This is a genomic window from Shinella zoogloeoides, from assembly GCF_033705735.1.
In the GTDB taxonomy this organism is placed as follows: Bacteria; Pseudomonadota; Alphaproteobacteria; order Rhizobiales; family Rhizobiaceae; genus Shinella; species Shinella zoogloeoides_A.
In genome coordinates, this window is record NZ_CP131131.1 from 338,990 (window position 1) to 358,262 (window position 19,273).

Sequence of the window (19,273 nt, forward strand, 5' to 3'; positions counted from 1 at the left end):
TTAAGCATTGTCCGCGCCCTCCCGCTTTGCTATCAGGCTCCCGCCGTGTTGGGGCGTCGCCAAGCGGTAAGGCACCGGTTTTTGGTACCGGCATTCCCAGGTTCGAATCCTGGCGCCCCAGCCAGCATTTCCTTATTTCAAGTCAAATCCCGGTTCTCCAGCACTTCCGAGTTAGCTGGGAATCGAATTCGGGGCACTGTCGTACAGGATTGTCTTACACGACTGTCGTACACAGCTGTCTTACGGGAAGGCGGACAAGATCCTGCTCACCCTTTCAGAAAGGGTTCAGCATGACGGCAATTCAACACGTCTTCAAACGCGGTTCGGTCTACTGGTGGCGGCGGCGTTTACCGAATGGAATCGGTGCTCGTGCTTGGATGCGGCTCGAATTGAGCCTGCACACCAAGGAGATGGAGCTGGCAAGGAGAATCGCGCCCGAGGTTGCGCTCGCCAGTGATTGTCTTTTGCCAGCCTTGAAGAGCAAGATGATTTCTCCCGAAGACGCCAAGAGGATACTGATTCAGGTTGCGACGAAGCACAGCCATTATCTCGACGCCATAACGTCCGGCCGTGACGCCCAGAAATCCCGCAGAAGCGAGACCGTGTCGGCATGGGCCATTCGGCTCTATGCGGCCCAAGGGGAGAATGCTGCCATCGGTCCGATCGAGGAGCGCGCGTTGTACGCGGCCGGTCTGGACAACAGCATGATCGACGAGGTCAGGAATTGCCTTGAATTCCACAGGACATCCGGCTTCGCCCGCCCCGGCAGACAGAAACTCGAAGGTATCTTGAAGCAGTACAACATCCCACTTGTCGACGGTCATTTCCGGGAGGCAGAATCAATCTACATGCGCGGTATGGCGGCAGCGCTCCTTAACACGGAGCGGCGTTGGTCTGGGGTGCGGGAAGACGATCTTGCACTTGTGCAGGCCGCGCTGTCCGCTCAGGTCGTGCTACCGACCGCGATAGCCGCGACGGCGCCCTATGCACGGCCGGTCCCCGAGGAATTTCCGCTGGCTGCACAGACTCCGGCCATAGCCTGTCCGGTGGCCTGGCAACCCGGCGGGACTACAGCCGCCCAGCCTGCCGCGACACAAGAAGTTGAGGGAGATGATACCGACGGTGCCGACCTCGAAGAGGAGATGTTCGATACGGAAGGCCGTGGCCTTGTCGAACTTGTGACAAGGGCAGCGGGTGAGCGGCTGGCATCGGGCGACTGGAACAACAAGACCTGCAAGCAGCATATCGCCCTTGCAAATCTTTTCGTCCGATTCATGGGACATGATGATCCTCGAAGAATGCGGCAGTCGCACATCGCCGATTTCAAGAGTATTTTCTACAAAATGCCGAAGCACTACGGGAAATCTCCGAAGGATTTCGATTGTAGCGTCGCTGAAATCCTGAAGCGCGCGGAGAATTTGTCCGCCGATGAAAGAGGATTTTCCACCAGCACAATCAACAGACACATGACGCAGATGGGAAATATTGTCGACGTCTGCAAGCATGCAGGTTACCCCTTCGGTCACTATGAAGGTGTTGCAGGACTGCGATCGAAGAGGAAGGGAGACGTTCGCGACGAGCGAGGCCGGTTCAGCACTGATGAACTCTCGGCTTTATTTAGTCTTCCTATCTGGAACGGCTCGGCAAGCGAGAGCGAACGACTGGATAACGGTGAGACTGTTTTTCATGATGCGGCCTATTGGTTGCCGCTTATGGCGGTTTATAACGGCGCGCGGCGTGAGGAGAATTGCGGGCTTTTGCTTAGTGAAATTGACGACGATGGTGAATTGCCGTGTTTTCGCATCGAAAACAACTGGATTCGCAAGTTGAAGAATCCCCAATCAAAGCGCCGTACCCCGATTCACGCGGAACTTGTTCGATTGGGCTTTCTCGAATATGTGGCCGCGCTGCGTAGCTCTGGCCACAAACTGCTATTTCCGGAATTGCGAGCGGCGAATAGTGCAACGCCGATGGGAGACGTCTTCGACGACAACTGGCAGAAAATGCGTGCCGCTGCGCTGTCAAACGCCAAGGAGGAGGGGAAGGTGTTTCATTCCCTGCGACATTGGTGCAACAACGAAATGAAGCAGGGGGATATTCGGCCTGAAATAAGGAAAGACATCCTCGGTCATTCGAACGATGACGTGAACGAAGGTCGCTACACAGATCCTGCACGATTGAGGGTTATGGCGCAGGCACTGTCCGTAGTTCCCGTACCGAGCGCCAAGCTGTTGCCTCATCCAATCAGGTTGATCAAGCAGGTCGTCAATCACGAGAAACGCCTCGGGCGGTCGAAGAAGTCGGACTCGTGATCGTCTTGCGGCAGGAGCGGATGCTCTGCGGGCGAATTTGGGTCTCGATGCGCCAGTTGAGATGAAAGACGTCCGACGCGGAAATAATTGCCGGATCGTGACTGCTGGCGATTGAAAAATCAATCAATGATTGCATTTTGAGGGGTGCGACGGGGATGCATTTGTGGTGCGTCAACTTGTCGCAGTTTTGGCATTTTGAAGCGAATCCGCACTTCGGAAAACCCAATAAAATCAGTAAAAGATATTTGTAATCAATAGCTTATGTGTGTCGTCGATTTGACAGGTGGACCTCATGGAACGATCATGGAGGTACAGCAAACGTGCTGGATAACCGAAAGGATCACATATGAGTACAGTCATCAAGTTGAAGGGTCACAATCAGAAGAAGGGGAAGGGAAAGCCAGTTGCCGCGGCTTCGGCGACCGTCGGCGAACAAGACAACGCGCTCCGGCGCGCGTTGGAGAAGATCGTTGCGCTGAACCGGGATTCTACCCATCACGCCTTCGAGCTCGGCGCCTGCTTTGCCGAAATCAAGGCGCTCGTCCCGGAACGGGGCTTCGGCAGGTGCCTCAAGGTCTTCACGGACTACACCGTCCGTTCCGCCTGGAACTACATCTCGGTCCATGAGCGGCTCGGGGACTATCGGGACGCTCTGCTGAAGCATGCGATTCTGCCGACGGTGATGTTCGAGCTGGCCAAGGGCGAGCCCGCGCAGATCGAGGCGGTCATCGCGCAGATGGAGAGCGGCGAGCGCATCAAGGTCAAGGACGTCAGGGAGATGCTCGGCACGAAGCCGAAGCGCAAGAGCGATGCTGCCATCCTCAATGCAGGAGGTCCGGCCGGTCTTCGCAAGGTCGCGGAGTGGAAGATCGATCGGGATGCCGTTCAGTTCGGCCAACTGATGTCGGCGGTGCTCGATCAGGTTGAGAAGGCGCTGGAGCCGCTTGCTCGCGGGCGCGCCGTCCGGAAGGGCGCGCTTCAGGACAAGATCGTTCATGACTGCCGGCACGCGCACGATCTCGTCAACAGCATCGCCGCGCCGCTCCAGCCTCAAATGATCAAAAGCGACAACTGGCGGCCGGCCAGGCTTCCGGAAGGGACCGTCTGGCGCGAGGTCCAGATGCTGCTTCACCGTATGGGCGGGGTCGAGTCCTGGCCGGCCCGCGACGACTTCGTTCCCTGGCTTCAGAATGAAGTCGTGCCGCTGCTGCGCTTCGTCGTCCACGGCGAGCCGTTGCCTGGCGAGGTCGAAGACGTCGATGAAGAAGCCACCGTTGAACAGGTTGAGCGTCGGGCAGCCTGATACCGTGCTCGCCTGCAAAATCCAAAGGCCCCCGCGATCGTGCGGGGCCTTTTTGCGTTTGGGGGCAGGTTTATGCGGTGGGAGCAGTATGCTTCCCGGATGTGTCGTCTTGCGTCGCCGCGGCCGACGCGGTCCACTCGCTGACGAGGATCGGGAAACTCGCGCCGGTCGCCGGACACCAGACAACCCCCCTCGGCAGGTCGAGTGCGATAATGGCGCGTTCGCTGAGGCCCTCAGGAGCGGTGATCCTTCTGGTGAACGCGGCGAGGGCCTTGTGTGCCGATGCGCCATCCGCGCCGTTGTCGAAGCTCATGGTGTATCCCTCACCCGAGCCCAGGCCGTCGCAGGGGAAAATCCTGTAGCGGTATCGATAGCTTCGCATAGTGCCGTTGCGGCCGATCTTGCGGGTGACATAGGGCTCGAAATCCTTCGGGTCGCGGTCGCCGGCATGCCACCGGCCGATGACGACGATCTGCCGATGGCGGATGAGATCGCGTTCGGCCGACCGCCGAATCTCCGCCTCGAAAGCCGCCGCCTTCATAGCCAGCGGGTGTTCCGCCGATACAGGTTCTCCGTTCAGGAAGGTATGCAGGGTATCAGGCGTTACGACGATTGCGGCATCCTCGCCCGGCAGCAGCAGTTTGCCTCGATAGGAAAGCTTGCTTTTCGCCCTGGCCTTCAGCGCGTCATCGAATGCGTTCGGGAAGTCGGGTGTATCCAGTGTCAGCATCTATTGAACCGCAAGCGCCCGCTCTATCACCCCAGCAAGCGCGCCATCGCCGTACATGCCTTCGAAGTCTGCTGAGGAGACCCGCGGCATTCCGGGATTGCGTCGACGAATGTGGCAGCTGTCTTCAAGAATGGTCCGCCCGAACGGCAGATATTCCACTTTGATGCGGTAGCCGTCCACATAGTCGAGCCTGTAGCCCTTATCGGAACTTATTTCTCCTCCATGTTTGTATGCCGCCCTTTGCAGCTCCTCCTCTATGAGGGCGTAAGCGCTTTCGTCCCTTCGCCCTGAAGCATCTCTCGAACCGAACCGGCGCGGGCCCGCCAAGGCAAGAAGTTCTATGAGAAGACGAAGCTCGAAACCGGGCGGCAGGGCCTCGTCAATCCAGATGTAGACGACATCCTCGTCGCAATATTCGTTATGATGATGCTCGATGATCATATTCCATGTCTTCCATGGTTGTCCGGGTTCGTTGTTGCCGGATAGCCGGTCGCGAGAAGGATTGCATTGCCGATCATCTGAGGGATGAACGGCACGACGGCGTTGCCGATGGCGCGTATTCTGGCCATCATACCCGATCGCATCGAGTGCAGAGAGCAGGCGTTCCAGTCCGCGAGAGCGAATTTGGGAGATGTTTTCCAGAATGACGAGTCGTGGAGCGAGTTCTTCCGCAAGGCGGATGACCTCCCGCCAGAGCCCCGTCCTTGATCCGTCAATGCCTTCGCCGCGACCGGCGATGCTGACGTCCTGGCAGGGAAAGCCGGCGCAGATGACGTCGACCGCGATGCCGTCGTGTTTGAGAATGTCGGCGTTGAGCGTTCGAACGTCATGATAGATGGGCGCTTCCGGCCAATGCTTTGATAGAATGCGGCGTTGGAATTCTGCGATCCCGCAGAAGGCGACGGTCCTGAACCCGCCCGTGCGCTCCAGCCCGAGACTGAAACCGCCAATTCCACTGAACGGGTCGAGAACACGCAGACTGGTCATGCGGGCTCCCGCTTGCGCGCCTTCCTGTCCTTCCAGCCCGTAAAGCGGTTCCACTCCGCGACAAGGATCGGAAACTCGGGAACTTGCGGCGGACACCACACGACACCGAGCGGCAGGTTGAACAGCCCGATCAGCATCTCGTGCAGATGGGGATATGTCGTGATCGCCTCGCTGAAAGAGACAAGCGTTCGGCGTGCGAGCGTCCCGCTCATCGTCCGGTTGAGATTCACGACGCAATGGACCTTCGGCCAAGCGTCGTCGCGCGGAAAAATCTGATATTCATACTGACGGCTTTGCGTGGAGCCGTCATGCTCGGTCCTGTTAAGGAGATAGGGCTCGAACACACTCTTGTCCTGGCCGTCGCCGCTCCACCGGCCGACAATGGCGATCTTGCGGCAGAAGAGGCTGAGGTCGCCAGCCATTTCGCTTCGGATTTTCTCCTCGTGCCTGGTCGCCAACGCCATCAGCGGATGACCGGCCGGCGCGGGCTTTCCATCGAGAAGGATACTGAGAGCGTCCGGCGTGACAATGATCGCCGCATCCTCGCCCGGAGCGAGGAGCTTGCCCTGATATTCGATCTTCCGCTTCTTGCTGCTCTCGCATGCCTTCTCGAATTGCGCCGGGAAGTCTGGTGTCTTTAGTATCATCTCGTAGCTACTCCGTACTTGTTGCTATAAGAAAATGAGAACTGCAAAAATCACCAAGCACAACCCCTATTATGACTATTTTTATATTATATCGAAGGAGCGAGGCCAAATCCTTTATTTTCAGGGTATGAGAGTGCCGCTAATTTCTGGACTGCCGGCCGTTTGGAAGGGGAGGCGAAAAAAGTCAATGTTGACAATTGTTTTGCTATTGACAGGCTCGAATTCCTGCCGAACCATTGGTGTCGCAGCGTATGGTTTCCGAACCAAAAGGATTGAAGTTTCCGAGTTCAGTATCGCGTAAACGGAGAAAAATTGGAATAAGATGGCGAACCTCGCAGTAAGTCTCCAGCGAAAGCGAAGAAACGGCCGGCGAGCAAGGTGGAGGCTCAGCGGGCGAAGGATTTGCAGGCGATCGGTGATTATTTCAATCGGGCTCTTGGTCTGGTCTGATCGAATGTCGGCAGACGAGGTGTGGTCGCGCCGCCTGGCCGGTCTTCTCTCACGAGGGTGCGAGAAGGATGCGCTAGGGGCATGCTCTAGCGTTCCGAAGGCGACCCGCGTTCGGCATTAACCATACCGGAGCTCTATCTGTTCCGGATGTGTTCCGCCGGCTTGCCGGAAGGGAATCTCCGGGCTATGCCAGTCTGGTCTGTGGAAACTGAAACCTCTGAAGACACTTAGCGGCCCCCGAGGATGTTGGCGCATCCGCCGAGGGCCTGACCAGAAACCTTCTGTTGAAAGGCTACCGGCTATGTCGACCCTTAAATGCTTCGCTTCCCGGGTGGAAGCTTCTTCTCCCCGTTCTCCTGTCGAGAACCGCCGCTCCGTGTCGATGTCGCGCGGCCGCGGCTGATCGCAACCGATCGTCCGTTCTGCGAAGTCCGATGCGGAAATCGTTTCCGCATCCGTGGACCTGTGTCCGCCGTTCGCAGGGCTGGTGATCCCGATCCTTCGACAGGAGAGATATGATGGACCTGAACACAGATAATGGCGTGCCGACGCCAATCTATCCCCACACGGCCGATCTCGCGGTCCTGCTGCCGTCCCTTGAGGCTCTCGTCGACGAGATCGTCGCGACGGGTCTGTCGCGCGATGCCCTTAGTCGGGCGCTCGATGCGGGCATGATCGAGGTGACCGCCGTGCTACGCGCCGTGCCGGCCGCCGAGGGCAAGCTGCTGGAGCGCGGCATCGCCTTGGTTGCCGGCCGCAATCCCGATCTCGTCGTGCTGACGCAGAACCTGCGCCTGCCGGTCACGAAGGCCGCCAGCGAACTCGTCGAGATGAACGATCCGGCATTGTACCGCTCGCTCAGTCTCGATGCCGATAGCGGCGGGCGCAAGACTTACACGCCTGATCTGCTGATCCTGAACCGCAGGACCGAGGTCGCGCATCTGGTCGACGTGAAGAGAAGCCTCGGCTCGTACGAGTTGTCTCGCATCGCCGAACTGAAAAGCAGGATGCTGGCGGCGGCACTGGTCGTTCCCGATTTGCTCTATAAAGAGCATCGCAGGCTGCGGGCGAAAGAGGTCCGGGTGGTCGTCCTCAATGCGGAAAACCAGCGCGCCGATATCGACGGCGGTGTCTGGCCGCTCTCGCATCTCGATCATCTTCTTGAGGTTACCGGAGCCGGCGAGGCCATGGCGCATCTGCGCGAGCTTTTCCAGCGCCGGGTCGAGGAGAACTGGTCGGCGGCGCTGGCCAGCTGTCGGCAGGTTACTTCTGCCGGCAATGCCCGGAAAGCGTCGACGCTTCATTGCGATGGCGACGACGTCTGCGGAACAGAGACTCGGGGCCGGCCGCGGCTTCCCGTCGCGATAGGCTTTGCGCGCGCGCCGCGGGCCGCCAGCCCGTAGCTGCCCGGACCACACCTTCTTCCCTTGCTGAAACTGTTTTGACGCCTGGTCCTTCGGACAGGCGATGAGGAGACGTCTGCCATGACGCAACCCGCTTCCAATGTCATTCCCTTCCCGATCACGCGAACCCTGCCGGTGATGACGGCGCCGTCTTTGCAGGAGCGGGCGGCCGCGTTCACCGCTGCGGTCGAATCTGCCGGTGAGCACAGCGCCCTGTCTGAGGACTGCGCTGCACATGTCGCCGCGGTCGTGCGCGCCTCGATCCGGTTTGCCCGCCGCAAGGGCGTTCGTCTCGATAGCCTGCCGCCGCAGTTGCGCGTCTGGCTGATCGATCTCTGCAATCAGGGTGACCCGACCTGCCGCATGATCCGCGACTGGCTTTCCGGAAACCGCCTGTTCTGTGCGTCCCTCGTGAAGGAGACTGTATGATGGACACGCTGACGGATCGGATGACGCGCTATCTCCTGAAGCGCCTTCGCCGCCGCGCCGTGCTGACGCTCTATGAGCGGGCGGGCGATGCGGGATTGCTGACGTCCGCCTTCATCGAGGGGGAGGAGCGGAAAGGGACGATCTGGAAGGTGACCGATCAGGCCTGGCATTTGCTGACCGGCAATCCCGATCGGGATCGCGCGACCGTCGCGCGGATGATGGGCGTGGGCCGCGCTCCTCGTCAACGCGCCGACGAACCCATCACCTTTATCGTGCCGGATGAGGATGCGGTCGACGGAGTTGTGACGTTCGAATGCCGAACCGTGGGCGCATCGGAGGATCAGCCGAAGGGCAGGCGAAGGAAAGTCCAAAGGGTCAGCACAGCGGGTAGCCGAAGCGCTGGCACGCTGGATATCGACTTTCCCTATGTCACTGCGCTTCTTCGCGAGCATCTGCCGCCGCCAAATCCCGTCCGTGCGGCCGTTGCGCTGCTCGTTGCCCGCGCCGTCGGCGCCAGTCTGCCTGATATACAGACGCTGATCGAGGCGCTGCGTCCCGCAGCGCCGTTTGTCCTGTTGAAGGCGCCCGTGCCGCGCTTCGAGCTGTGCCTCGGCATGATGCTTGAGGATGGCTTGCTCCTGCCGTTCCGGGCGGCGCTCGAAGACGTGCTTCGTGATAATCCTCTGTCCGGCCGGTACAGGCAGCAGCAGTCCGCGGTGAATCGGCGCAAGCTGAAGACGCTTTCGGGTATCGCAGTCGAGAATACGGACGATCAGGACATCCGGAAGCAGTTTCGTCAGGCGCTCCTCGATGACCCTGCGCCGATCCTCCTTGCCGACGAGACCCGTTCCGCCCTGACGCCGGTCGTCACCGAGACCGCCGATCTCGTCCTCGAATGTGGTGGGATCGATTATGAGATGCTCGCGGAGCTGCTGCATGTCTGCTGTGGCACTCCCCCGAAGCAAAGCCTGATCGCCATGGATGACATGGCGTTCGATCCGGAAAGCCTGACCCTCGACGACGTCGCGCTTGCAGTTCGCCCGGGGAGGGCGGTCGAGCAGACGCTGTCGGTGCTGGCCATGCTCGCCGAGCGCTCGGCGGCCGAGGAAGAGGAAGAGCGGGAGGGCAAGGATGAGCGAGGCCGGAAACAGCGGTCGGGAAAGGGGCGGGCCAGCGAGACGACGTCGCAAAGGAATGCCGGAAAGAAGAAGCCGCAGGATGTCGGTATCGAAGTGATCGAGCCGGTCACCCCGCCGGATAGCGACGCGGCCGCGGCTGATGCGGCGGGAACACCGTCACAGCAGGATCGTCTGCTGTCCGTCGAGACGCTTGCCGGTTACGGCCCGGCGCGTGACTGGGCGCTCAACCTCAAGGCTGATTTGCTGCTCTGGAAGCAGGGGAAACTGCGCTGGGACGACATGACGACGAAGCTTCTGTTGTCGGGGCCGCCCGGAACCGGCAAGACGATCTTTGCCCGGGCGCTCTGCAACACGCTCGAGGTTCCCTTGCTGGCGACATCGGTCGCCCGCTGGCTCGAGCCCGGCTATCTCGGCGATGTGCTGACACGCATGTCGGCATCCTTCATCGTCGCCACGGAGCGCGCGCCGTCAATCCTGTTCATCGACGAGTTGGACAATATTGGCAGGCGGCAGGGCGCGGGCAGCAGAAACTACGACGACTACTGGGCGTCGCTGATCAACCGCATGCTCGAACTGCTGGACGGGGCTTCGAAGACGGAAGGCATCATCGTCGTCGGGGCCACCAACCTTCCGGAGAGGATCGATCCGGCGCTGTTGCGCTCCGGCCGGCTGGAAACCCACGTCCAGATTCCAATGCCCAACCTGGAGGCATTGGTGGGCATCCTCGGTCATCACCTCGGCTCCGATCTCCATGCGGTGCTCGCTTCCGCGCCTGTGGCGTACGCACGGCGACGTCTGCGCCCGCCGCCGCCCATAAATGGTAAGCCGCCAGTCCGGCATGAGCCGGATTACAAGCCGCAAGCAGAGAAAGGACGCCGTCATGACTGAAGCTGCCGATCATTCCCGGTCTCCGGGTAGCTTGCGTCCGCTCGCACTGCTGGCGCTTGGCCGGACGGGCGCCGATATCGAGCGTCTCGTTCGCGAAGTCAGGAGCAAGCTGCGGCGTGAAGGACGAGCGATGGTCTGGGACGATCTCGAAACGGCCCTGCGCGATGGACAGGCGGCGATGTCCGACGATCTGCGCCGGCGGGCAAGCGTGCATGAGGCGGGACATGCATTGGTCTACACGTTGACCGGCATTGCCGAGGTGCAGGCCGCGAGCATCGGTCTCCACGGCCTCGGTATGGTCGCAACCGTCGCGAACGATTGTTTGCCGCAGAACGAGACCTGGCTGACGAACGCGATGGCCGCGATCCTGGCGGGGCGGACGGCGGAGCTGTTGCTGTTCGGCGAAACGCTTGCAGGGGCTGGCGGTGCAGATGAGAGCGATCTGGCGCGGGCGACGGACATGGCGCTGGCCGCGGAGACGCGGCTCGGCTTCTCCCGCCATCAACCGCTGCTCTACCGCCCGCCCACCGCGGCGATGAACGAGCTCGCCCTTGATCGCGACCTAGCCGAGCGGGTTCATGCACGGCTCCTTGCTGCCGAGGCCATTGCAAGGCAACTGCTGGAGGAGCATCGGAACCTGCACCGCGAGATCGCCACACGTCTGAGTGCAGTCGGGATCATGTCGGGCGACGAACTGCGGGAAATAATCAACGCCGCAAAGTGCGAGGCTGGCTGACTCGAATACGTCGCCGACATGGTCGATCAACGTGCGGGGGCGGCATTGCGCCGTGTCCGCACGTCGTTCTGCATCAAGTCGATTTGCGCCGATCCGATGTGGGTTGCGGGCATGTTGAAACACATCATCTCAATTTACCCTGACGCGATTCCCGGCAGGAAATCCGCGTTGCCGGATTGGGAAACCGCGATTCAGTGGCAAACCCCGTTTGCAGGAAACGGCGTTTGCGGGCGAGGGGAAGCGCGGTCTGCAAACCTCGTTTGTCACTTGCATCGCCGCCGGCGAGGCTGGGTCTCCAACACAAGGAGACAAGCATATGGCCAGGAAATCGATACGACAGAGGAATGCCGAGCAGCGGGTTCGCCAGCAGAGGGTGAGGGACGATGCCCGGGAGAACAGGCGGCCGACGCGGGACGATATCGCCCGCACGTTATTGTGGCAGATGATCGTGACGGCGAAACAGAAGAAAAAACGCGACGAGATACTCGACAGGCTCTGCGACGAGATCGTCGCCGAACTGGTGCTCCAGGGCTTCGATATGTGCGAGAGCGAGGTCGTGTTCGAGGCGCTGGCGGAGAAGTACGAGCCCGACATAAGGCCCTTCCGTATCAAGCGATATCTGGAGGGGAAGGCTTGTACCCGCGGGGACCAGCAGTGATGCGCTGTCTGTCGGTGTCCAGGCCGCCTTCTAGGCGATTGATCCGGCATGCCCCCCGCATCCTCTCGGCAAACGATGTCGTCTAATATTCTGCGCTCTCTCCCCATTACTTCGCAAAACGACGTTTGCAAAAGGATGCGGGCGACCCCTTCATAAAAGGGTGAGGGTCATTCAATGATCTCGGAGGAGGAGGTCTCGTTTGCCGAGCCAAATGACTCGTATCATTGTCTCAGATTATTGGTGACGTTAGGCCTCTCGAAGAGTTGGGAGTTATCGCCAGTTTAGTCGCCAATTGGGAATTTAATATCGCGTAAATGATTGATAATGCAAACTTATCCATCATTATACATAGACGACAAGCCGTGCGGTTTTATCGAAATCTATAGCATAAACCGCGCACCCATTGTAGGATGGCGGCCATGGATTCGCCCGTCGCCTCGCCCGTTTCCGCTTCGGCGTTCATTGCCGCCTTGCCCGGCTGGACCCTGCCGCGCGGCCGCGAGCCGGACGATCTTGCCGCCACCTTCGCCGCCGGCATCGCGTTGAAATCGCTCGACGATCTTGTCCGTTCTACGCCGGTCTGGGCCGGCTGCTGGCGCGCACGCCAGGCCCTCAAATGTGCCGCCGTCGCGGTTCGGCTGATGGGCCGCAGCGAGGACGAGCCGGCGTTGCGCGACGCCGTTCTGCTGACGGCCGCCGGTGACGATCCCGGACCGGCGGGAAAGGTGTTTTTGGCAACCAAAAGGCTTTCCACCCGAAAAACCGCCTTTTCCTCGAAAGCGGTGGCTGAGCTTGCCGATCTGTTGGGGCTGGCCTGGGACGATCGACTGGCGACGGCGGTCGACCACGCCGACGATGCGCTGCAATCCGGCCGCCCGGCGCCGCTTGCCGCGGCGGACCTGGTGAGCGCCATCTATGCTACGCGCCCGGATGCCGAACCGCTCGCCTGGATGCTGGCCGACATGCTGATCGCCGCGCTGCTGGAATGGGATTTTGCCGTGCCGTTGCTGATGGCCGAACGCTATGGACCGGCCTTCAAGACGCTTGGGGGCAGGGGCCGCGTGCGCCCGGGGGAACCGGCCTTCGCCCGCGCCGTCTGCCTCGCCCTCACCGAGGCAACGGGCGCGGCCCTGCGCACCGCCGGCGAGATTTCCCGGCGCGCCGAGACGCTGCGCGCCGCCGCGCCAAAGGTGCGCACCAAGGGCGCCGGCGCCGTCATCCAAGCGCTTCTCGATCACGACGCCGTGGCGGCCTCGGCGCCCGGCAGCAATCTCTCGCGCTGGGCGGCGACCCGGCTGTTCGACCGGCTGGAAGGCTTTGGCGCGGTGCGGGAACTGTCCGGTCGCAGCGCGTTCCGGATTTTTGGGTTGTGACGATGAGCGAAGCGGACCTAGCCAAACCGTCCCACGGTAAAGGACGAGAGAGGCAAGCGAAGGCCGGAGATGAATATCTCCTGGATCGGGACCTGGTGGATTTACCGCCGGAGCTGCGCTGGCGGGAATGGATGCTGCGCGTCGAGGCGGTGATCTTTGCCGCGGCTGAGCCGGTCGGTCGCGAGACACTGGCGCGTGTCGTCGGCAAGGACTGCAGCATCGATCTCCTGATCGACGACCTGCAGGAAGCACTGCGTGACCGGCCCTATGAGATCGTCTTCGCCGCCGGCGGCTGGCAGCACCGAACGCGTCCGGCTTACGCGTCCGCGATTCGGGCGTCGCAAGCGTCGACGGGGGGAGGGGCGCTGGCGCTGTCCGACTTCGAGGCGATGGTGCTGGTGGCGATCGCCTATTTCCAGCCGATCACCCGCGGCGACCTGTCGAAAATCTTCGGCAGGGAGGTCAGCCGCGACACGATCGCCAGCCTACGAGGCGCCAACTTCCTCGCCTCCGGCCCACGCAGTCCGACGCCGGGCGCGCCCTATACCTATGTCACGACGAAACACTTCCTCACCGCCTTCGGCATGGAGACGCTGCGCGACCTGCCGGACATCGAAGCGCTGGAGGATGCGGGATTGTTAAGCCGAACGGCAACTGCCGCAGAAACCGACTTGGCGCCGGCCGGTGACGATGAACCTTAGCGATAGAGATTGATCGCCGCCCGCCACCGCTGACTATCTTCTGTCGTGCGGCAAGCACCGAGGCCGGAGAAGGCGAAGGAGGAAAGAGGCAATCGGCACCATGCGCACCCCTTTGGCTGCTTCTGTTGCACGCTCCGACTGCGCAACCATTTCTTCAAGTCTTCCAGATGAGGCTCCGCCGCTTCGATCTCGAATAGGTCGCGCGGAACTCGATCGCACATGACCCGCGACCATGGTCCTGTTTCCTGAGCATTAGGAGCCTAAACCGGTTGTGAATTGGGTTACTTGAGTGCCATCATACGTTGACTCGGTGATGCCTCTGATAAACCATAGGAAAATATCAGGGTGGCAAGAAACGGCCGCTGACCGGAAGAAAACAAAAAGGAGGGGAGGTTGAGCAGTCGAGATAATCAGTTTAGCGCAGCACCCTCAGCCGCCGGATATCTCTATCAAGCCCGCTTGGCGCTGTTTTTGTCTATTCCCTACGTAAACAGCGGAGCGGAAGTAGAGGTCTCGGTCGAGCGACTGGATGATGTATCTTTTGAGAAAGAAGGAACTCCAATCGAGCTCCTGCAGACGAAACATCACATTGATCGCGTTGCTAGCCTGACAGACGCCAGTCCCGACATTTGGAAAACGCTTCGAGTATGGGCCGAGGCCGCAGCCGACGATCCTTCGCTACCCTCGAGGGCGAAGCTTATGCTCGTCACGACGGGGGAGGCGCCTGAGGGGTCTGCGGCATCATTGCTACGTCCGCGGCAGTCATATGGTCCCGGCACGAAACGCAATCCAAAGCTGGCTAAGGAGATTCTGACGACGATTGCGGAAACCTCCGACAATAAATCTCTGAAGTTGGCATTCTCCGCCTTTCTTGCCCTGTCGGATGCCATGCGTTCGTCGTTGCTGAGTGCAATTGAAGTTGTCGATCGGCAGCCACTCTTGAATGATCTCGGGGAAGAACTGGAGCATTCGCTGCGTCTTGTCGCTCCAACCGGGAAGGCCGCACTCGCACGCGAAATGCTCGAAGGTTGGTGGTGGCCTCGCATATGCGAGGTGCTCATGGCGAACCCGCCTGATCCTATTCCCATAAGCGCGCTAGAAGCAAAGCTCGATGATATCAGAGAGCTTCTCAAGCGCGACGCGATCATCGCGGATTTTGAGTACGCCGAGCCGAGTGACATCGAAATTGCGGAATACGATGGCTTCCGGTTTGTGAAGCAGCTTCATGTCATCGGGCTTGGTGGAAATCGCCTGCGCTTCGCAAAACGAGACTATTATCGCGCATTCGTCCAGCGATCGAAGTGGACCCGAGAGCACGTTGTTTTGGACGAAGAGCTAGAGAGGTTTGAACAGCGGCTCGTGGAAGAGTGGGAGCCTCGTTTCGCTGCAATGTGCGATGCGCATGCTGAGGGCGAGATCGACGACACAAAACTGAAACAGGATGCACAAGAAATTTACTATTGGGTCGAAACCGAAGCCCGGTTGCCGTTCCGGTCGATCACCGCGAAGTTCTTGAACGTCGGTTCCTACCACATCCTTGCCAATGATCTTCGCGTTGGGTGGCACAAGGACTTTATGGTTTTGTGCGCCGAGGAAAGCCAAGATGGCTGATACCCGACACTTCACCAGGCCTTGGCGAGAGCGACCCTTGGAAGAGGCTGCTCATTTCAATCCGGCATTTTGTGGCGAGCTGATCGCGCGTACCCTGCATGGCTACAGCAAACTTGGCCCGAACCCATTGCCGTTTGCCCTAACTTTTCTTGTGCTTCCGCTTGCTCTGCATCCGGCAACGCGACAAGCTCTCCCACGAAAGGCAAATACAGCCTTTGCGTCGTGGGCCGGCGAAAACGCTGATGTTCTTAGTACGGTGCCCGACCGCGTATTGCGTCTGCGGCCTGTCAGCCGGGAAGCGCTGCTTTTTCTCTCGCAGCTTGGCGCGATCAGAGTCGACAAGAATGGCGTGAGTATCGGTGATAAGCCCTTGAGCTTAACCGCCAAGCCTTCGGTTAGCACAGATGAAGTCGATGAGATCCGGCGCACTGCCGGTCTGCTCGGACGCTGGTTTGCTCATCAATCACAAGCAGACGCTGTGTTGCAGGCCACGGGCGCTGTCCTTCAGACGATGGGAATAAGGGTATGACACTACAGATTCGAGCCATCGCTATTTATTCGAAAGAAGGTGAGCGCAGGGATGTTCGCTTCAATCTTGGTGCTCTGAACGTCGTTACGGGCGCCTCGAAAACGGGAAAGTCCGCCTTGCTCGACATCGTGGACTACTGCTGGGGACGGACGGAATGCACTGTTGCTGAAGGGGAGATTCGCCGGGGTGTATCCTGGTTCGCTGTGCTGTTCGACAACAGCGGTGAAGGCATTCTTGTTGCGAGGAAAAATCCAGGGCCGGCCGTCAAGACCAGCGACGAAATCTATTTTCAGCGAAACGTTGAAGACTTTCCGGAACATCCGGACGTCTTTGTGAAGAACTCCACGGCTGATGGGCTGAGGGCTCGATTCTCGGCGATCCTCGGCATCGCAGAAAACTTATATGTACCAGAGCCAGGAGCAACGCGGCGTCCATTGGAAGCGTCCTCCGGTCAGGCAATCTTCTTCAGTTTCCAAGGCCAGGACGAGATTGCAAACAGACGACTGCTGTTTCATCGGCAAGGTGAGGAACGGATCCCGCAAGCGATTAAGGACACACTTCCTTACTTCGTCGGAGCAATGGGTGAGGATCATTACCTCAAACAGAAACGGTACGAGGATGCGCGTCGCAGACTTCGGACTTTGGAACGCGAGTTCGCCGAGGCAAAAGCGTTGGCTGACGAGGCCTCCGGTACCGCCCGGAGCCTTCTGCAAGAGGCAAAACGCGTTGGCCTGCTTCCTCTTGATGCAACAGCGGATTCGGTTGACGATGTAAGGAAACTATTGGTTCAGGCTGAGGCCCCACGCACGCTCACTTACGCTCACAACGACGATCCGGCCGCCGATCTGACTGATCTGGAAGAACGTCGCAGGCGGCTACGAACCGAGCTTCAAGAGATCCGAGACGAAATCAAAGACCTCCAGCGCCTGACTCGAGAGGCAACTGATTTTGAGGCCGAAGCGCGTGAACAGCAGGCACGATTGGCATCGATAGGGCTCGTGGATGTCGGCGAGCGCGGCCACGAGGTTTGCCCGCTCTGTGATAGTCACCTTCCCGTGCCAGTTCCCTCGGTGAATGAAATACGGCGGTCGCTAGCGGGTTTAGATCGGCAGCTAAGTGCGGTCCGTCGCGATAATCCTCGGTTACAAGGTCAGATCGCCGAGCTTGAGGCAAAGCGAACCACTCTTGAGTCCGATTTGGGTTTGGTTCAACGCGATATCACGACCCGTATCGCCGACAACGAGCGTCTGCGTGTTGAGCAGGATCAATTTACAGAGCAGGCGAGGGTTGCTGGACGAATAGGATATTACTTGGAAAACGCGAAGGCGGTATCCAATGATGATGGCCTGCGGCTTCAGATCGCACGGGTACGGGCTGAAGTCACGGAGTTGGAGCGTGCGCTCGATCAGGAGGCGATGGAAGAAAGGCTTACAACTGCACTCAGTCTCGTCGGTCGTGACATCACAGAATATGCGGGACGGCTGCAGCTTGAACACGGCGAAAATAGCTTACGACTTGATCGGAAGAATCTGACGGTTGTCGCGGATACGGTTGATGGGCCGTTATCACTGCCGCAGATTGGCAGCGGTGAAAACTGGGTTGGTTATCACGTGGCTGCGCATCTCGCACTTCACAAGCTCTTCCGCGCTCGCCGCCGGCCGGTGCCAGCATTTTTGATGCTGGATCAACCTTCACAAGCTCATTATCCGCCAGATCGAGATGTTGGCGAGATATCAGGAGGTGAGGATGAGGATCAGGCTGCGGTCGCAAGGCTCTATCGTCTCCTCCTTGATTACTGTGTTGGTCAATCCTCACAAATGCAGATCATCGTAACTGATCACGTTGACCTGCTCATTGATTGGTTTCGCGATGCCACGGTCGAACGCTGGCGTGATGGAATAAAGCTCGTTCCGATCGCTTGGCTTCGGTGATATTTTGTTCGGTTTCAAACTCGCTCCTACTTCGCGTGGGGAAAGTAGTTTACTTGGAACTCGCGAAATCATTGACAAGCGTCTTACCGGAGTTCTCATTTCCGGACCGCCTCGATTTCGAAGATCTTCCGATGCCTCCGGACAAGGGCATCATAAAGGTATTCCTGGAGACCAGTCTGGTTGCGTTAAGGATGATGGGATCGCAACTGGTCTTCGATGTCAGCTAGAGCGGCAGGAATTACTTGGTGTACCAGACGGGGCAAAGCAAGCTATATCAGATCGATGCTACGTCGTAGCTCAAGGAAGGACGTTGCATGCGTATAGTAGCCTGGTTTGCCGGACTCGCCGTGATTGGAGCGGGCGCTGTCTTCTACCGACCCCTTGGTGATTTTGGAACAGAAACCTGGCTCATCGTAGCGACCATCGCATCGGTCTGGTCGATGGTTCTCTGGAACTCGATTATCGTCGATCGGGCCGTCGCACCGCGCGGCGGCGATTCAAGGGGCCTGTTTACCGTTCTGCTTTCGGTTGCCTTGGCGTCGATGGGAGCCGTTTTCGTCGTTGCAATCCACGCTGAGGCTGCCGGGAAAAACTGGGGCACGTTCGGCGATTTTTTTGGCGGGTTGCTCAACCCGGTTCTGACTTTCCTGAGCTTCATGGCGCTGCTGCTCACGATCATCCTCCAGCAACGCGAGATCCACAGTGCGAAGCAGGACGCGTTAGATCTTCAGAAGCAGAAGCTTGAAGATCGATTGAGCAGCGAGCGGATGCAGTTCGAAAACACGTTTTTTCAGATGGTCTCGATTCACAATACGATCGTCAACTCCATCGATGTCGATCGCGGCACCTCGAAAAACCAGTTGAAGGGGAGAGAATGTTTCAAGTACTTCCGCGACCAAATGAGGACGTTTTACGAGGCCGATCCTAACCTAGACGAGCTTCAGAAATCGCTCAATGCTCACGATCGCCTGTGGCAGTCGTATCAGAACGACCTGGCGCACTATTACCGATATCTCTACAACATCATCCGATTCATCAACGAAAGTAACGTCAACAAGGCTCGATACATCCGCATCCTGAGGGCCCAACTTTCCGACTTTGAGCTCCTCGTGCTCTTCTATAATGGCCTCTTTCCGCTTGCTCGAAAATTCAAAGAGTATGTCGAGTTCTTTACGTTGTTCGACAACCTTCCGAAGGATTTGCTGTTCGACAGTTCCCACGAAAAATTCTACGAACCCAGCGCTTTCGATGAAAAGGCGCCGAAAAAGCCCCTTTCCTTCACGGATGCCGCGACATAGCACTCCTGTTGTCAAATCTGCTCGACGTACCGTGACTGGCGCCTTCCTTAGCTGCGCCCACTGTTCCGCCTGCGAGCCGTCGTCAACTAGTTTGAGAACCTCTCTTACGATTGGGCAGCGAATCATAAACTTTAATGAAATAAGACGA

Annotated in this window: 16 protein-coding genes and 1 tRNA gene; 14 read left to right on the forward strand and 3 right to left on the reverse strand. The window is 59.1% G+C overall.

Features of this window, described 5'->3' with window-relative positions; genetic code table 11:
- Nucleotides 1–49 precede the first annotated feature (49 nt).
- The 3 genes from ShzoTeo12_RS19265 (at nucleotide 50) to ShzoTeo12_RS19275 (ending at nucleotide 3,615) form a co-directional block, all read left to right on the forward strand.
- Nucleotides 50–124, forward strand: a tRNA-Gln gene (locus ShzoTeo12_RS19265).
- A gap of 166 nt (nucleotides 125–290) precedes the next feature.
- A complete protein-coding gene (locus ShzoTeo12_RS19270) occupies nucleotides 291–2,312 on the forward strand; it encodes a site-specific integrase (protein WP_318913664.1) in 2,022 nt (673 codons plus the stop codon).
- A gap of 346 nt (nucleotides 2,313–2,658) precedes the next feature.
- Entirely contained in the window at nucleotides 2,659–3,615 is a 957-nt protein-coding gene (locus tag ShzoTeo12_RS19275) for a hypothetical protein (RefSeq protein WP_119254550.1), read from the forward strand.
- 70 nt (nucleotides 3,616–3,685) lie between these two features.
- On the opposite strand, the gene ShzoTeo12_RS19280 is transcribed toward ShzoTeo12_RS19275, so the two are convergent.
- From ShzoTeo12_RS19280 to ShzoTeo12_RS19290, 3 genes are read right to left on the reverse strand one after another with little or no spacing between them, the layout of a single operon-like run.
- The gene (locus ShzoTeo12_RS19280) at nucleotides 3,686–4,345 is read right to left on the reverse strand and encodes a hypothetical protein (RefSeq protein ID WP_318913667.1); all 660 of its coding nucleotides are present in this window, start codon (nucleotides 4,343–4,345) and stop codon (nucleotides 3,686–3,688) included.
- Nucleotides 4,346–5,332, reverse strand: coding sequence for a DNA cytosine methyltransferase (locus ShzoTeo12_RS19285; RefSeq protein ID WP_119254552.1), 987 nt, complete (start codon nucleotides 5,330–5,332; stop codon nucleotides 4,346–4,348). It abuts the gene before it with no gap.
- Nucleotides 5,329–5,754 carry a hypothetical protein gene (locus tag ShzoTeo12_RS19290; RefSeq protein WP_318913670.1) on the reverse strand — a complete coding sequence of 142 codons (426 nt, stop codon included), beginning with the start codon at nucleotides 5,752–5,754 and terminating at the stop codon, nucleotides 5,329–5,331. The genes ShzoTeo12_RS19285 and ShzoTeo12_RS19290 overlap by 4 nt, the downstream gene beginning before the upstream one ends.
- A 1,190-nt stretch (nucleotides 5,755–6,944) precedes the next feature.
- On the opposite strand from ShzoTeo12_RS19290, the gene ShzoTeo12_RS19295 reads away from it, so the two are divergent.
- From ShzoTeo12_RS19295 to ShzoTeo12_RS19345, 11 genes are all read left to right on the forward strand, one after another.
- Complete coding sequence (locus ShzoTeo12_RS19295; RefSeq protein ID WP_162911173.1) at nucleotides 6,945–7,832, forward strand: hypothetical protein; 888 nt, start codon at nucleotides 6,945–6,947, stop codon at nucleotides 7,830–7,832.
- A gap of 81 nt (nucleotides 7,833–7,913) precedes the next feature.
- Nucleotides 7,914–8,261, forward strand: a complete 348-nt coding sequence (locus tag ShzoTeo12_RS19300) for a hypothetical protein (protein WP_119254555.1) — start codon at nucleotides 7,914–7,916, stop codon at nucleotides 8,259–8,261.
- Entirely contained in the window at nucleotides 8,258–10,288 is a 2,031-nt protein-coding gene (locus ShzoTeo12_RS19305; protein ID WP_318913673.1) for an ATP-binding protein, read from the forward strand. The genes ShzoTeo12_RS19300 and ShzoTeo12_RS19305 overlap by 4 nt, the downstream gene beginning before the upstream one ends.
- A complete protein-coding gene (locus tag ShzoTeo12_RS19310) occupies nucleotides 10,281–11,024 on the forward strand; it encodes an ATP-dependent Zn protease (protein ID WP_162911175.1) in 744 nt (247 codons plus the stop codon). Before ShzoTeo12_RS19305 ends, ShzoTeo12_RS19310 begins: the two co-directional genes overlap by 8 nt.
- Nucleotides 11,025–11,340: 316 nt before the next feature.
- Entirely contained in the window at nucleotides 11,341–11,682 is a 342-nt protein-coding gene (locus ShzoTeo12_RS19315; RefSeq protein WP_162911176.1) for a hypothetical protein, read from the forward strand.
- Nucleotides 11,683–12,101: 419 nt separating this feature from the next.
- Entirely contained in the window at nucleotides 12,102–13,055 is a 954-nt protein-coding gene (locus tag ShzoTeo12_RS19320) for a DUF1403 family protein (RefSeq protein WP_318913675.1), read from the forward strand.
- A 2-nt stretch (nucleotides 13,056–13,057) separates the two neighbouring features.
- Nucleotides 13,058–13,756 carry an SMC-Scp complex subunit ScpB gene (gene scpB / locus ShzoTeo12_RS19325; protein ID WP_318913676.1) on the forward strand — a complete coding sequence of 233 codons (699 nt, stop codon included), beginning with the start codon at nucleotides 13,058–13,060 and terminating at the stop codon, nucleotides 13,754–13,756.
- A 393-nt stretch (nucleotides 13,757–14,149) separates the two neighbouring features.
- Nucleotides 14,150–15,367, forward strand: a complete 1,218-nt coding sequence (locus tag ShzoTeo12_RS19330; RefSeq protein ID WP_318913679.1) for an ABC-three component system protein — start codon at nucleotides 14,150–14,152, stop codon at nucleotides 15,365–15,367.
- Nucleotides 15,360–15,896 (forward strand): three component ABC system middle component, encoded by a 537-nt coding sequence (locus ShzoTeo12_RS19335; RefSeq protein ID WP_318913681.1) that lies wholly within the window; start codon nucleotides 15,360–15,362, stop codon nucleotides 15,894–15,896. Before ShzoTeo12_RS19330 ends, ShzoTeo12_RS19335 begins: the two co-directional genes overlap by 8 nt.
- The gene (locus ShzoTeo12_RS19340) at nucleotides 15,893–17,827 is read left to right on the forward strand and encodes a DUF3732 domain-containing protein (RefSeq protein WP_318913683.1); all 1,935 of its coding nucleotides are present in this window, start codon (nucleotides 15,893–15,895) and stop codon (nucleotides 17,825–17,827) included. The genes ShzoTeo12_RS19335 and ShzoTeo12_RS19340 overlap by 4 nt, the downstream gene beginning before the upstream one ends.
- Before the next feature lie 314 nt (nucleotides 17,828–18,141).
- The gene (locus tag ShzoTeo12_RS19345) at nucleotides 18,142–19,125 is read left to right on the forward strand and encodes a putative phage abortive infection protein (RefSeq protein WP_318913685.1); all 984 of its coding nucleotides are present in this window, start codon (nucleotides 18,142–18,144) and stop codon (nucleotides 19,123–19,125) included.
- Nucleotides 19,126–19,273 lie beyond the last annotated feature (148 nt).